The sequence below is a fragment of the Mesorhizobium sp. M1088 genome (genome assembly GCF_040318575.1).
Classification (GTDB): Bacteria; Pseudomonadota; Alphaproteobacteria; order Rhizobiales; family Rhizobiaceae; genus Mesorhizobium.
In genome coordinates, this window is record NZ_JAMYMO010000003.1 from 40040 (window position 1) to 54913 (window position 14874).

The 14874-nt window shown below is 62.6% G+C and carries 14 protein-coding genes; 6 read left to right on the top strand and 8 right to left on the bottom strand.

Going from position 1 to position 14874, the window contains the following annotated elements:
- Positions 1-24: 24 nt before the first annotated feature.
- From urtD to urtA, 4 genes are all read right to left on the bottom strand, one after another.
- Positions 25-771 (bottom strand): urea ABC transporter ATP-binding protein UrtD, encoded by a 747-nt coding sequence (gene urtD, locus NKH49_RS04895; RefSeq protein WP_023674855.1) that lies wholly within the window; start codon positions 769-771, stop codon positions 25-27.
- 7 nt (positions 772-778) lie between these two features.
- On the bottom strand, positions 779-2011 hold the full coding sequence (gene urtC, locus NKH49_RS04900) for an urea ABC transporter permease subunit UrtC (protein WP_352921221.1): 1233 nt from the start codon (positions 2009-2011) through the stop codon (positions 779-781).
- Positions 2008-3624 (bottom strand): urea ABC transporter permease subunit UrtB, encoded by a 1617-nt coding sequence (urtB, locus tag NKH49_RS04905; RefSeq protein ID WP_352925249.1) that lies wholly within the window; start codon positions 3622-3624, stop codon positions 2008-2010. Before urtB ends, urtC begins: the two co-directional genes overlap by 4 nt.
- Positions 3625-3724: 100 nt before the next feature.
- Positions 3725-5035 carry an urea ABC transporter substrate-binding protein gene (urtA, locus tag NKH49_RS04910; protein ID WP_352925251.1) on the bottom strand — a complete coding sequence of 437 codons (1311 nt, stop codon included), beginning with the start codon at positions 5033-5035 and terminating at the stop codon, positions 3725-3727.
- A gap of 301 nt (positions 5036-5336) precedes the next feature.
- Here urtA and NKH49_RS04915 point away from each other — a divergent pair, with 301 nt between their 5' ends.
- Positions 5337-5732, top strand: coding sequence for a hypothetical protein (locus NKH49_RS04915; RefSeq protein WP_352502497.1), 396 nt, complete (start codon positions 5337-5339; stop codon positions 5730-5732).
- A 46-nt stretch (positions 5733-5778) separates the two neighbouring features.
- Here NKH49_RS04915 and NKH49_RS04920 read toward each other — a convergent pair whose 3' ends face one another.
- On the bottom strand, positions 5779-6489 hold the full coding sequence (locus NKH49_RS04920) for a purine-nucleoside phosphorylase (protein WP_352613778.1): 711 nt from the start codon (positions 6487-6489) through the stop codon (positions 5779-5781).
- An 83-nt stretch (positions 6490-6572) separates the two neighbouring features.
- On the bottom strand, positions 6573-9146 hold the full coding sequence (gene cckA / locus NKH49_RS04925) for a cell cycle histidine kinase CckA (RefSeq protein ID WP_352766672.1): 2574 nt from the start codon (positions 9144-9146) through the stop codon (positions 6573-6575).
- 203 nt (positions 9147-9349) lie between these two features.
- Between cckA and NKH49_RS04930 the strand changes: the two genes are divergently transcribed.
- On the top strand, positions 9350-10102 hold the full coding sequence (locus NKH49_RS04930) for a hypothetical protein (protein WP_352925254.1): 753 nt from the start codon (positions 9350-9352) through the stop codon (positions 10100-10102).
- A gap of 83 nt (positions 10103-10185) precedes the next feature.
- On the opposite strand, the gene dksA is transcribed toward NKH49_RS04930, so the two are convergent.
- Positions 10186-10602, bottom strand: a complete 417-nt coding sequence (dksA, locus tag NKH49_RS04935; RefSeq protein WP_023674847.1) for an RNA polymerase-binding protein DksA — start codon at positions 10600-10602, stop codon at positions 10186-10188.
- Between the two features lie 259 nt (positions 10603-10861).
- Between dksA and NKH49_RS04940 the strand changes: the two genes are divergently transcribed.
- The 4 genes from NKH49_RS04940 (at position 10862) to NKH49_RS04955 (ending at position 14639) form a co-directional block, all read left to right on the top strand.
- On the top strand, positions 10862-11365 hold the full coding sequence (locus NKH49_RS04940; RefSeq protein ID WP_352471715.1) for a SixA phosphatase family protein: 504 nt from the start codon (positions 10862-10864) through the stop codon (positions 11363-11365).
- 62 nt (positions 11366-11427) lie between these two features.
- The gene (locus tag NKH49_RS04945; protein ID WP_352502493.1) at positions 11428-12906 is read left to right on the top strand and encodes a YcjX family GTP-binding protein; all 1479 of its coding nucleotides are present in this window, start codon (positions 11428-11430) and stop codon (positions 12904-12906) included.
- Positions 12903-13997: a YcjF family protein gene (locus NKH49_RS04950; protein WP_352770349.1), complete on the top strand. Its 1095-nt coding sequence runs from the start codon at positions 12903-12905 to the stop codon at positions 13995-13997. Before NKH49_RS04945 ends, NKH49_RS04950 begins: the two co-directional genes overlap by 4 nt.
- An 87-nt stretch (positions 13998-14084) precedes the next feature.
- Positions 14085-14639: a hypothetical protein gene (locus NKH49_RS04955; RefSeq protein ID WP_023674843.1), complete on the top strand. Its 555-nt coding sequence runs from the start codon at positions 14085-14087 to the stop codon at positions 14637-14639.
- A gap of 62 nt (positions 14640-14701) precedes the next feature.
- On the opposite strand, the gene NKH49_RS04960 is transcribed toward NKH49_RS04955, so the two are convergent.
- A complete protein-coding gene (locus tag NKH49_RS04960; protein ID WP_352613783.1) occupies positions 14702-14866 on the bottom strand; it encodes a hypothetical protein in 165 nt (54 codons plus the stop codon).
- Between the last annotated feature and the right edge of the window lie 8 nt (positions 14867-14874).

Here is a 14874-nt window from a genome sequence, read left to right on the forward strand (position 1 = left end):
GGAACGGAACGCGCCAGACCATGTTCATCTCCCCAGATAGACTTCGACGACGCGCTCGTCGGCCGAAACGAAGTCGAGGCTGCCCTCGGAAAGCACCGAGCCTTCGTGCAGGCAGGTAACCTTGACGCCGAGCTCGCGCACGAAATGCATGTCGTGCTCGACGACGATGACCGAATGGTCGCGCGCGATATCCCTGAGCAGCCGCGCGGTTTCCTCGGTCTCGGCGTCGGTCATGCCGGCAACCGGTTCGTCGACCAGCAGCAGCTTCGGATCCTGCGCCAGAAGCATGCCGATCTCGAGCCATTGCTTTTGGCCGTGGCTCAGATTGGCGGCGAGTTCGTCACGCTTGTCGCCAAGCCGGATGATGCCGAGGATGTCGTCGATCTGCCGCACGTCCGCGGCCGAGCGACGATGGAACAGTGCCGGGAAGATCGAGCGCGGGCCTTTCAGCGCCAGCATCAGATTGTCCTCGATCGTGTGGCTTTCGAAGACGGTCGGCTTCTGGAATTTACGGCCGATGCCCATCATGGCGATTTCGGCCTCGTCGTGTTTGGTTAGGTCGACCTCACCGTTGAAGAAAACTTCACCCGCGTCGGGCCGCGTCTTGCCGGTGACGATGTCCATCATCGTCGTCTTTCCGGCGCCGTTGGGGCCGATGATCGCCCGCATCTCGCCCTTGTCGAGCACCAGCGAAAGGTTGTTGATGGCGCGAAACCCGTCGAAGGAAACCGACACGCCGTCGAGATAGAGGATGGTGTTGCTCTTCGACATCAGGCCATCACTCCGCCGGCTGCGGTTCGGCGCCGGAGGCCGACCAGTCGCCCGGCCTTCTCGCCGCCGAGCGGTCGGTTTTCGGCGGCACCGGCGCATCGGGATCGATGCCGGCTTCTTCGGCAACCGAGGCCGCCCGCAGCGCCTTGGCGTTGCCGCGCCAGGAATCCCACATGCCGATGATGCCCTTGGGCAGGAACAGCGTGACGGCGACAAACAGTCCGCCCAGCGCAAACAGCCAGAATTCAGGCAGCACGCCGGTGAACCAGGATTTACCGGCATTGACCAGAAGCGCGCCGATGATCGGCCCGACGATGGTGCCGCGCCCGCCGACGGCCGCCCACACCACCACCTCGATCGAATTGGACGGCTCGAATTCGCCAGGGTTGATGATGCCGACCTGTGGCACGTAAAGCGCACCGGCGATGCCGGCCATCACCGCCGACACGGTGAAGGCGAACAGTTTGACGTTCTCCGCCCGCCAGCCGAGGAAGCGTGTGCGGCTTTCGGCGTCGCGCACCGCCATCAAAAGCTTGCCGTACTTGGAACCGACGATTGCCCAGGTGACGAAGACGGCAAACGCCAGCATGACGGCGCTGGCCGCGAACAGCGCCGAGCGCGTCATGTCGGCCTGCACGTTGAAGCTCAAAATGTCCTTGAAATCAGTCAGGCCGTTATTGCCGCCGAAACCCATGTCGTTGCGGAAAAAGGCAAGCAGCAGCGCATAGGTCATCGCCTGGGTGATGATCGACAGGTAGACGCCGGTGACGCGGCTGCGGAAGGCAAACCAGCCGAAGACGAAGGCGAGCAGGCCGGGCACCGCAAGCACCATGACCGCGGCAAACCAGAAGTGGTCGAAGCCATACCAGAACCATGGCAATTCCTTGTAGTTAAGGAACACCATGAAATCCGGCAGCAGCGGATTGCCGTAGACGCCCCGCGACCCGATCTGGCGCATCAGATACATGCCCATCGCATAGCCGCCGAGTGCGAAGAAGGCGCCGTGGCCGAGCGAGAGGATGCCGCAATAGCCCCAGACGAGATCGAGCGCCAAGGCGAGCAGTGCATAGCAGAGGTATTTGCCGGTGAGCGCGACGATATAGGACGGCACGTAAAACGCACTTGTCGGCGAGACCGCAAGATTGAGCAGCGGCACGACGATTGCAACCGCCAGCAGGATGAAGATGGTGATGGCGACGCGGCGGTCGGCGCCGGCGGCAAAGAAGCGTCCCGTGATCATGCTTCCACCGACCGGCCCTTTAGCGCGAACAGACCGCGCGGGCGTTTCTGGATGAACAGGATGATCAGCACCAGGACGACGATCTTGCCGAGCACTGCTCCGGCATAAGGTTCGAGGAACTTGTTGACGATGCCGAGCGAGAAAGCGCCGACCAGCGTGCCCCAAAGATTGCCGACACCGCCGAAAACGACGACCATGAAGCTGTCGATGATGTAGCCGCGGCCGAGATTGGGCGAGACGTTGTCGATCTGGCTGAGCGCGACACCGGCGATGCCGGCAATGCCGGAGCCGAGTGCAAACGTTAGCGCATCGACCCAAGGCGTCCTGATGCCCATCGAGGCGGCCATGCGGCGATTGGCGGTGACGGCACGCATCTGCAGCCCCCAGGGCGTGCGTTTCATCACGTAGAGCAGCACCGCGAACACGCCGAGCGCGAATACCAGGATCCAGAGCCGGTTCCAGGTCACGGCAAGCTGGCCGATATTGAACGAGCCGGACATCCATGACGGGTTGCCTACCTCCTGGTTGGTCGGCCCGAAGATGGTGCGTACGGCCTGCTGCAGGATCAGCGACACACCCCATGTCGCCAGCAGGGTTTCCAGCGGCCGACCGTAGAGATAGCGGATCAGCCCGCGCTCGATGACAAGGCCGACGAGCGCCGCCACCAGGAAGGCCAGCGGCAGGGCGATGACCAGCGACCAGTCGAACAGGCCGGGAAAGGAATTGCGGATAACCTCCTGCACGACGAAGGTCGTGTAGGCGCCGAGCATGACCATCTCGCCATGCGCCATGTTGATGACGCCCATGACGCCGAAAGTGATGGCAAGGCCAATCGCCGCCAGCAGCAGCACCGATCCAAGCGATATGCCATACCAGATATTCTGGCCGGCATCCCACAGCGCCAGCGTCGAATTGATGTTGGCGATCGCAGCCGTCGCCGCGTCCTTCACCGCACCTTCGGAACTGGCCTCTACCGACGTGAGCAGCGACACCGCATCGCGGTCGCCGCGCGCACCGATGAGCGCGATCGCGCCCAGTTTGTCGGTCTCCGGCCTGTCGGAAACGAGAATCGACGCGGCGCGGGCCTGTTCTAGCAGCGCCTTGACGCTTGCCACGCTCTCATTTGCGATCGCGGTGTCGAGCGGCTCGATGTTTGCCGCGTCCGGCGTCTTGAACATTGTGTCGGCGGCGGCAATGCGCACGGCCGGATCCTTGGAGCCAAGCGTCAGTGTGCCCAGCGCGTCGCGGATAACGCGGCGCAGCGTGTTGTTGACCTTGATCTTGGTGATGTCGGCCTTGGCAGCTTCGCCCGATCTTTCGCCGGTAAGCGCATCGAGCAGCTCGATGCCGTCGCCGCTCTCCTTGCCGACAAAGACCAGTGAATCGGCCTTGCGCACGTAAAGGCTGCCCTCCGCAAGCGCGGCAAGCGGCCGTTCTACGGCCGGATCGCCGGAAGCCGCAAGCTCCCGCACCACGGCTTCTATCGCCGGAAAATTGGCGGCGGTAGCGAATTTGGCGATGACCACGCGCAGATCTGCTTCGCTGGCGTTCGACGGCAGCAGCGTCCCCAGGAGAAGGAGCAGCATCAGGCCAATCGCGCGGATCAGGATCATTGGTTTCTGGTGGCTCTTGAAGATTGAATGTCGCCTCCGGGCAGGCTGGAGGAGCAGCCTGCCCGGAGGCTTGCGGGTCTGGGAGGACAGACCGGGAGGATCAGTTGGTTCCCTTGCCGCCGCATTTGCCGGTGGCAACGTTGAAGTTGCCGCAGGACAGAGGCGCGCGCCAATCGGAGATCAGGTCCTTGGAGTCAGGCAGATAGTCGGACCACTCGTCGCCCATCACCAGGCCGGGCGTCTGCGAAACGGTTTCGAACTGGCCGTCGGCCTGGATTTCGCCGATCAGCACCGGCTTGGTAATGTGATGGTTCGGCATCATCGTCGAATAACCGCCGGTCAGGTTCGGCACCGAGACGCCGACCATGGCGTCGATTACCTTGTCCGGATCGGTGGTGCCGGCCTTCTCGACCGCCTTCACCCACATGTTGAAGCCGATATAATGGGCTTCCATCGGGTCGTTGGTGGTGCGCTTGTCGTTCTTGATGAATTTGTGCCAGTCGGCGATGAACTTCGCGTTCTCGGGCGTGTCGACGCTCTCGAAATAGTTCCAGGCGGCGAGATGGCCGACCAGCGGCGCGGTGTCCAGACCGGCAAGCTCTTCCTCGCCGACCGAGAAGGCCATGACCGGGATGTCCTCGGCCTTGATGCCCTGGTTGCCGAGCTCCTTGTAGAACGGCACGTTGGCGTCGCCATTGACGGTCGAGACCACGGCGGTCTTCTTGCCGGCCGAGCCGAACTTCTTGATCGCCGAAACTTCGGTCTGCCAGTCGGAGAAGCCGAACGGCGTGTAGTTGACCATGATGTCTTCCGCAGCGACGCCCTTGGCCTTCAGATAGGCCTCGAGGATTTTGTTGGTGGTGCGCGGGTAGACGTAGTCGGTGCCTTCGAGAACCCAGCGCTTCACCGAACCGCCGTCCTCGCTCATCAGATAGTCGACCGCGGGAATGGCTTGCTGGTTCGGCGCCGCACCGGTGTAGAACACGTTGCGTTCGCTCTCCTCGCCCTCATACTGGACGGGATAGAAAAGGATGTTGTCGAGTTCGCTGAACACCGGCAGCACCGATTTGCGCGACACCGAGGTCCAGCAGCCGAACACCGCCGCGACCTTGTCCTTGGAGATCAGCTCGCGCGCCTTTTCGGCGAACAGCGGCCAGTTGGAAGCCGGATCGACGACCACCGCCTCGAGCTTCTTGCCGAGCAGGCCACCCTTGGCATTCTGCTGTTCGATGAGCATCAGCATGGCGTCCTTCAGCGTCGTCTCCGAGATCGCCATGGTTCCCGACAGCGAATGGAGGATGCCGACCTTGATGGTGTCGTCGGCCGCCTTGGCGGGAACGCTCATCAGCAGGCCGGCGGTGACCACGCCGGCCGAAAACATTTTTGTTATTGTCGAGAAACTGCCCCTCATACTTTTAAACTCCCAACCTGGTTAACTGCATCGGAACAGACCATGCAACGGCTGTGCCAATCACCGGCGAAAGATCGGAGGGTTTGAGATTTCCCAGCCCTGTCAGTCGGTTAATGTATTAGCCGCAGGAGATGAACCTCGCCTGCCAGGTTTGAAATGAGAAAAGATCACTCGTACCAGCCTACGTTTTACTCATATACAGGCCAATGCCCGAATTTTGAGCAGCATCATATGAGCGCTGGCGAGGATTGCAGCGCCGCAGCGAAATGGGGCAAGTTCGAACCCTTAAACGAGCGACGCCATGGCCTTCCGAACGTCTTGCATTTTCATCACCATGCTTCTGCTGGCGACGACGACCGTAGCGCGCGCCGGCTTCAGCGACGGCAAGCTGCCGGACGGCTCCTATCATTGCGAAGTCTATCTGCTGGGCATGTTCCTCAGCCTCGGCGACATCACCATCAAGGGAAACGTCTATAGCGGTCCGGTTAGCTTCGGCACCGCGCCGCAGAGTTATAACTACCAGATGGATGCAGATGGGGTGATTACCTGGCTGGGTCCGCTGGGCGGCTACACCAGCGGTGGCAACTCGATCTCGCTTACGCAAGCGACCCTGGAAAGCGGAACCACCCCGTCCTTCGACATCATCATGAAGCAGCCAGACGGCGCCTTTACCGCCTCGACCTGCACGAAGCGTTGAAAAGTACGGAACCTGGCGAGCTTCCGTACTCCGAAGTAGAACCCGCCTAGCTCTCCGCCGCCATGTCGAGCGCCAGCCGGGTCATATCGGTGAAAAGCCCCTGGCGTTCGGAATAGTCGGTCTGCTCGCCGGTTGCCACATTGTCGACGACGGTCAGGATGGACAGCGCCCGGGCGCCGAAATCGGCCGCAATGCGGTAGAGTGCGCTGGTTTCCATATCCACGGCGAGCGCCCCCTGTGCCTGTGCTTCGGCAAAGCGTTCGCGCCCCAGCGGATGATAAAAAATATCGCTGCAGATCGTCAGCCCGGCCCGATGGTCGATGCCGAGTTCCGCAGCGCGGGCCAACGCCTGGGCCAACAATGCAGGATCGGGGCCGGCATCGGCACGATAGAGCCCAAAAACCTGGCCGCTCTCCGCATTTTCGCCGCGCACCGATTGTGCGATCACCAGGCTGCGCAGCGCCATCTCGGCGGTCAGGCCACCGCAGGTGCCGGTGCGGATCAACGTTTTCGCACCGTAGAAGTCCAGTAGCTCGTGCACGTAGACCAGGAATGACGGGACGCCGATGCCGGTGGACTGGACGCTGACAGGCTTGCCGCGAAACAACCCGGTAAAGCCGAGCGCGCCGCGGCGGCGGTTGACGCAGCGCGGCGCTTCCAGAAAGGTCTCCGCCATCCATTCAGCGCGCTGCGGGTCGCCCGGCAGCAGCACCGTGCTTGCGTAGTCGCCTTTGCTAGCCTCGTTGTGTGGCGTCACGGCATGCTTTCCAAAACCCGTCGCCCGTTTCGCCTGTAATCATGGCAGTCTCACGACAATGCGCAAGCGGAGCGTTGGAAGGGTCAGGATTCCAGCATGTCCTTTACGATCGTGGCCAATTGCTTGAGCGAAAACGGCTTCGGCAAGAAGCCGAAATGCGCGTCGGCCGGCAAGTTCTTGGCGAACGCGTCTTCGGCATAGCCGGACACGAAGATAAACTTGATGTCGGGCTGCCGTTTGCGCAATTCGCCAAGCAGCGTCGGGCCATCCATTTCCGGCATCACCACGTCCGACACCACGACATCGACCTTGCCGCCGAGCGCTTCGTAGACTTCAAGCGCCTCGACGCCCGACGACGCCTCGTGGACGGTGTAGCCGCGCGATTTCAGCGCCCGCATGCCGCCCATGCGCACGGCGTCCTCGTCTTCAACCAGCAGCACCGTGGCCGAGCCCGACAGATCCTTGGCTGAGTCGGTGATCTTGGCAGGGGCGGCCGGCACTTCTCCAGCCTCGCCCGCCTTCCTTGCCTCCGCAATGTGCCGCGGCAGGAAGATGCGGAACACGGATCCCTTGCCGACTTCGGAATCGCAGAAGATGAAGCCGCCTGTCTGCTTGATGATGCCATAGACCATGGACAGGCCGAGTCCGGTTCCCTTGCCAACCTCCTTTGTCGTGAAGAAGGGCTCGAAGATCTTTTTCAGCACATCAGGCGCGATGCCGCTGCCGCTGTCCTCGACCTCGACCAGCACATAGTCGGCCGGAGTAAGTTCGCGGTAGGAAAAGGTCTTGCACTCTCCGGCGCTGACGTTGCGGGTGCGCACCGTGAGGTCGCCGCCGGCCGGCATCGCATCGCGCGCATTGACCACCAGATTGACCACCACTTGCTCGAACTGCCCGATATCGACCCTGACCGGCCACAGGTCGCGGCCATGGTCGATCTTGAGCTTGATATCGTTGCCGATCAGCCGGGCAAGCAGCATTCTGAGATCGGCGAGCACGTCGGTCAGGTTGAGCACCTCCGGCCGCAGCGTCTGCTTGCGCGAGAAGGCCAGCAACTGCCGCACCAGCGAGGCCGCCCGGTTGGCATTCTGCTTGATGTTCATGATGTCCGGGAATGACGGATCGGACGGCCGGTGGTTGGTCAACAGCAGGTCCGAGGCCATGATGATGGCGGTCAGCACATTGTTGAAATCATGCGCGATGCCGCCGGCGAGTTGGCCGACCGCCTGCATCTTCTGGCTCTGCGCCATCTGGCCCTCGAGGGCCTTTTGCTCAGTGGTCTCGACGGCATAGACGATGGCCGATTCCTCGGCGCCCTCGCCACCGGTACCGTCTGCGACCGCGTTGACGTAGAAGCGTATGTGGCGCTCCTCATTGCCGGGCAGCACCGTATCGATCGGCTCGATGTCAGCCTGTTGCTGGCGTGCCTTTTCGAAGGCCGCGGCGAAAGCCGGCCGGTCGCGCTCGTGGATCACCGTATCCAGCCGCACACGCCGATCGACCGCGTCGCGGTCGACGACCGAGGAAAACAGCGACAGGAATGGCGCATTGGTGCGCAGGATGCGGCCGGCATGATCGACGCCGGCTATCGCCATCGGCGTCGAGTTGAAGAACCGCGTGAAGCGTATTTCCGATGCGCGGAGGTCGGCCGAAGCGTCCTCGCCTTGCGTCCGGTTGAGCACGATGGTGCGAGTCGGGCCGTTGAGCCCCTCTCGGCTGGCCGAGACACGATGCATGAAGCGCACCGGCAGCGCCTCGCCGGTCATCGTCGTCAGATCGAGGTCGATAACGGCATTGCGTGTGGTACCAGCGTCGGCCTTGACTGAACGGACCAGCGCCATGCCGTCGCCGGCGACGATCTCCGGCAACGTGATTGCGCCGGGAGTGAAGCTGGCCAGGTCGATGCCCAACCACTCCGCAAGGGTCGCGTTGATATAGGTGACGCGGCCTTCCTGGTCGGCCGAAAAGAAACCGGCCGGCGCATGGTCGAGGTGATCGATCGCCTTTTGCAGGTCGAGAAAGAACCGCTCCTGCTCGGCCCGTTCCCGCGAGATATCGGCAAGCTGCCAGGCAAGCATGGGCAGCCGCTGGCCGGGAACGCTGAAGGCGCGGGCCCGAACGCGGTACCAGCGCGCGCCCGGTTCGGCGCCTGGCCGAATGGACTGCGCGAGCCGAAACTCGCCGTCGCCCGGCTGGCCGTCCCGCAGGCCTGACGCCAGCCGGTATATGGTCACCGAGGCCTCGGGAACGTCTGAAAGCAAACCTTCGACGGTCTTGAGGTCGGCGGCCGACTCGGCACCCGTCATATCGGCATAGGTCCGGTTGGCGTAGATGATACGGCCTTTGGTGTCGGTGACCAGGAGACCTTGCGACATCGAATCGACGAAAGCTTTCGACAGTTCGTCGCTTGTCGAGCGCGGCGTGATGTGCACGAAGCCGATCGCAGTGGCGAATAGAAAGCCGACGCCGATCATCGCCAGCACGCCAAGCATGCCAAGCAGGAATGGATCGCCAAGGCGCTCGCGGAAAAGGCCGAAGACGATCGCTGCCCCAGTCAGGACGACGATGAAGACGATGAGCCGGGTGACCGCTCCCGGTCGCGTGTTCTGGTCGACGATAGGTACCGGATAGAAATCGCCGCGCGCTTCCTTGGCCATGTGCCCCCTGCTCGTGAATTCCGGTGTCGGTTGAATCATATTCTCAGGGTTGGGAAAAGGCCCGGCTGCAGATGTCCGCTAAAAATGACGCCGTTCGGCTCCCGGCGTTTCAAGCTGTTCACGAAGCGTGAAAGGCAACTTGCGGTGGCCTGCCGCAACAGTCTAGTGTCGCTTCTCTTCGAAAGCTGATTTTGGGGGAACCAATGCTGCAATGGCTGGATGGCGTGGCGGGTCCTGGTTATGCCGCAGCAATCCTATGGACGTTTGCAGTACTTGTCCTTCTGCTCATCATTCTTCTTATCATCAGGCTGGTCCGCAGCCTGACGTTCGGGACATTCGTCGCCGGCGGCAGGAACCGCAAGACGCGGCTGGCTGTCATGGATGCCACAGCGGTCGACAGTCACCGGCGGCTGGTGCTGGTGCGCCGTGACGATATCGAGCACCTGCTATTGATCGGTGGTCCGACCGACGTCGTCGTCGAGCGCGACATCAGGCTCTCGGCGTTGCGGCGCCCGGCATTGACCGGAGACAACGGCCACCAGCCGGCAGCAAGGTCTGCTTCGACCACAGCCGCGCCGGTGAGGCAAGCGCCACCGCAGCCGGCAAGCGTAACCGCGACCCCTGTCCGAGCCCGCCAGACGGCGACGATGCCGGCAACAATGCCGGCGCCGGCGCCGAAACCGGCATCGAACGTCACGCCGTTGCCAAGTTATGGATCCGTCAACGCCAGTGCCTCGCGGCATGCGCAGCCGCCGGCAAGACAGGACTCCCCGGCAAGATACGAGCCGCCGGCACAGCACGAGTCGATTGACGATGCGCTGATGAAGGAGCTGGAGGTTTCCCTCGACGAGCCACGCTTCAGCCAAACGCCGAGCAAGCCGGTGGCGAAGGCATCACCCTCTCTCGACGACGAGATGACGAAGCTCCTCGGCGAGTTGTCCAATCAGAAAAGATAGGCCGATAGCGAACGGCCAATGAAAATGGCCGGAAAACCGGCCATTTTGAACGCTTTACCGATGCCGCTGTTTTTCCCGGCGACTCAGTCGTCGCGGTAGACCTTCTCGCGCCGCTCATGGCGCTCCTGTGCCTCGATCGACAAGGTCGCGATCGGGCGCGCGTCGAGCCGCTTCAGCGCGATCGGCTCGCCCGTCTCCTCGCAATAACCGTAAGTGCCTTCGTCAAGGCGCTGGAGGGCCGAATCGATCTTGGAGATGAGTTTTCGCTGGCGATCGCGGGCGCGAAGTTCGATGGCGCGGTCGGTTTCTGAGGAGGCGCGATCGGCGAGGTCGGGGTGGTTGGCGTTTTCCTGCTGCAGGATTTCGAGAGTTTCGCGCGCTTCGCGCAAGATGTCGTTCTTCCAGGTGACGAGCTTCATGCGAAAGTAGGATTTCTGCCGCTCGTTCATGAACGGCTCGTCTTCGGAGGGTACGTAATCGGCGGTAACGATGTCGTTCATTCGACTCACCCAACAAACCCCAAATTTGGCGCCTATATATTCGCGGACCGAAAGCTGCACAAGGTCAATCGACGACAGTTTCACGCAATTGTTAGTCTCGGACAAAACGGATCGGCGATGCCCTTTTTGCGAAGAATACGACCGAATCCGTACATGATTCGCTATGCTTGAGGGGCGCTTGCCATTGCGCACGGAGCTCTTCTGATGGCAAATCCTGCCGCGTGCTGGCGGGTTCGGTGCCCGGCACAACGGGGATCCGGTGACCAGACTTTACCTGCTGAGGCATGCGAAGGCCGGCTGGGCGCTGCCTGGCGTGGCTGACTTCGACCGCCCGCTCGATCCATCCGGCTTCGCCGATGCCGAAGCGATGGGCGTCCTGATGCGTTCCCGCAAATACGCACCGGCCCTCACCCTTTGCTCAAGCGCCAAGCGCGCCCGCCAGACGCTGGAAAGCCTGGCTGGCCACACGGACACGGGCCGGGTGCTGTTCTGTGACACCCTCTACAGCGACGATGCCGCCGCGTACCTCACTGCCATCCGGCAGAATGGCGGGCTGGATGCCTTGCTCGTCATCGGCCACAATCCGATGATTGAGGATCTCGCCATGGCGCTCTCGGGCGACGGCGACGAGACCGCGCGGGCCATGCTGAACCACGGCTTCCCGACCTCCGCACTTGCGGTGGTCCGGTTCAACGGCAGACTTGCCGAGGCTGCGCCAGGCACCGGCTATCTCGAAGCCTTCCTGACGCCTGCCGATATCTGAGGCCATTTCAAAGCCGCGCATCAAAGCCTATATCGGATCCTGACCGGCCCGCGAGAACAGATTTGCCATCAGCGCTGACGACTTTTACCGACGAGGCGAAGATTGCCTTGGATACGTTGTCAGGCCGCGCTGCCGGGCTTTTCGCTCCGTCACTGCGTCTTGGCGTGACCGGGCTGTCCCGCGCCGGCAAGACGGTGTTCATCTCGGCCCTTGTGCACAATCTCGTCCATGGCGGACGCTTGCCGCTGTTTGAGGCACAAAAATCGGGGCGCATCGCCCGGGCTTTTCTCGAAGAGCAGCCGGACGACGCGGTCCCACGCTTCCAGTACGAGGATCACATCGCAGCTCTTGTCGACGATCGCGTCTGGCCGGATTCGACGCGTGCGATTTCCGAACTGAGGCTCACCATCGAATACGAATCGGCCTCTGGCTGGAGCCGCATGTTTTCCGCCGGCAAATTGTCGGTCGACATCGTCGATTATCCCGGCGAATGGCTGCTCGACCTGCCGCTGCTCGGCAAGTCCTACGCCGATTTTTCGCGTGAGGCCTTCGAGATGGCCGTGTTGGCGGTGCGTGTCGACCTTTCGCGGGAATGGCGGGCGCTCTCCGATCCGGTCGACCCCAACGCCGAGGCCGACGAGATGACGGCGCGCCGTCTCGCTGAGAGCTTCGCGGCCTATCTCAAGGCCTGTAAACTCGACGAGCGGGCGCTTTCGACCTTGCCGCCCGGCCGCTTCCTGATGCCCGGCGATCTTGAAGGCTCGCCCGCTCTCACCTTCGCGCCGCTGCCGAATCTGGGCGGCCGGCGCGCCCGCTCGGGATCGCTGCAGGCTATGATGGAGCGGCGCTACGAGGCTTACAAGACGCATGTCGTCAAACCGTTTTTTCGCGAACACATCACGCGTCTCGACCGCCAGATCGTGCTGATCGACGCATTGCAGGCATTGAATGCCGGCCCCGGTGCGATGGCCGATCTAGAGCGCGCGGTCACCGAAATCCTGTCCTGTTTCCGGCCCGGCCGGGGCAATTTCCTGACCGACCTGTTTTCGAGGCGTATCGACCGTATATTGGTGGCCGCGACCAAGGCCGACCATCTGCACCACGAAAGCCACGACCGGCTGCAGGCGATCGTGCGGCGGCTAGCCGACCGAGCCGTGGCGCGGGCGAATTTCACCGGCGCCGACGTCAACGTCGTCGCTATGGCTGCCATGCGCGCGACCCGGGAAGGCACGGTCAAGCAGGGCCGCGAGACTTTGCCGGTCATTATCGGCATGCCGTTGCGCGGCGAAAAAATCGATGGCGAAACCTTTGACGGAAAGACAGAAACAGCCATATTTCCCGGTGACTTGCCGGAGAAAGTTGATGCGGTGTTCGATGTTTCCGAATCGACCCGCCGGCAGAACGATGACGACCCCGCGATCCGCTTCGTGCGCTTTCGCCCGCCGAAACTCGAGCGCACCGCCGAGGGCGTCACGCTGTCGCTGCCGCATATCAGGCTCGACCGCGCGCTGCAGTTCCTGATCGGAGATCATCTCGCATGAGTGCGCCCCGCAGACCGGCGGCCTTTCGCATCGAGCCGGAGCCCCAGCAGAAGGAAGATTCGACGGCTCACCATGCTGCGTCCGGGGCCGCGCCGGCGCGAAAGCCGCGTACCGTGACGGCGGATCTTGCCGTGGTCACACCGGCGGAGATCGACGTCTTCGACGAGCCTGATATCGTCGCCGCCGAACCGCCGCCGGCGATTGCGCCGCGAAAACGTTCGCTGCTTGGCAGCCTGTTCTTCGGCGCGCTGGGCGTTCTGGTTTCGCTCGCCGTCGGCCTCTGGACCGACCAGCTGATTCGCGACCTGTTCGAGCGCGCCGAGTGGCTGGGCTGGCTGGCTGCCGCTATGGCCGCGATCGCCATCCTGGCGCTTCTGATCATCCTCGTGCGCGAATTCATGGCGATTGCCCGCCTTGCCGAGGTCGAAAAGTTGCAGAAGCGGGCGCTCGATGCGATTGCCCGCGACGATCCGAAGGCCGCCCGCGCCGTGGCCGACGAGTTGTCGGTCTTTGTCTCGGCCAAGCCTGAAACCGCGGCCGGCAGGCGCTCGCTGGCCGAATTGCGCGGCGAGATCATTGACGGCGGCAATCTGGTGCGGCTGGCCGAGACCGAGATACTCGGCCCGCTCGATGCCCGCGCCAGGGTGATGATCCTCGAAGCGGCGAAGCGCGTCTCCCTGGTGACCGCGGTCAGCCCCCGCGCGCTGGTCGACGTCGCTTATGTCGTGTTCGAAGCCGGCCGGTTGATTCGCCGGCTGTCGGAGCTTTATGGCGGCCGCCCCGGCACGCTTGGCTTTTTTCGCCTGGCGCGCAGCGTTCTGGCCCATCTCGCGGTCACCGGGTCGATCGCCGTCGGCGACAGTTTCGTCCAGCAGATCGTCGGCCACGGCCTTGCCGCCCGGCTCTCGGCCAAGCTCGGCGAAGGCGTCGTCAACGGCATGATGACTGCGCGCATCGGCATTGCAGCGATGGAAACCGCAAGGCCCCTGCCCTTTTACGCGGTCAGGCGGCCCGGATTGGGCGATTTCCTCTCCGCGCTGACCTCCTTTGCAGCAAAGAAAGAAAAAGAAACATCCGCTTCCGGAACGTGACTATTGCCTTGGGGTGACAAAGCATTAACCAATCTTGTCCATGGTCGGAAGCGTCCAAACCAGTCTCTTTGTTGCCGGGTGTCGTCGATGAAAAGCGTTATTCTGTCCAGCGGGCTGCCCGTGGCGCTCGCGCTTGTCGCAACCGTCGGCATTGCCGGAAAGACCTCGGCGGCGGAACCGGACAAGCAGTTCTTTCGGTCGGTCGAAGGCAAATGGGTCGGCCCCGGGGAAATCGTTGCCGGCAAATACAAGGGCACGAAATTCACCTGCAGCTTCATCGGCTCGACGCCTGACGGCAAGGTCGGCATGTCGCTCGACGGCGGCTGTCGGGTAGGCATGTTCACCCAGCAGATGTCGGCAACGATCGAACACAAGGGCCGGCAGGGCTACAAGGGCAGCTTTATGGGCGGGGCCGCCGGCTCCGGCCTCGACATTATCGGCGGCAATGTCGTCGATGCGCACAAGGTGGTTTTCACCATCAATCGCAATCAATTGCGCGGCGTTATGCAGGCGCTTGTCCCCGACGACAATTCAATGACGGTGACCGTTGCCGTGCGCGTCGACCAGCAGCTGGTCCCGGTCATCGGCATGAAGCTGAAGCGGATCGATGCAGTCGAGGTCGGCTCCATAACTCCGAACTGACTTTCAGCGTGAGAAGGGCGGCGGCCAAACGGCGCCGCCTCTTTTGATTTGCAAATAAATGCTCAGCCTTCGATCGCGGCAATCACCTCGTCATAGGCCTTGCAGGCCTCGGCTGCTGTCGTGCCGCCCTGATACTTGGTTGTCACCGCCTGAAAGGGCCGCGACTTGATCGTCGCTCGCCCTTCACTGGCCGAAGCCGGGTCCTTAGCGCCGGATTGCTGGAACAAGCAACGCG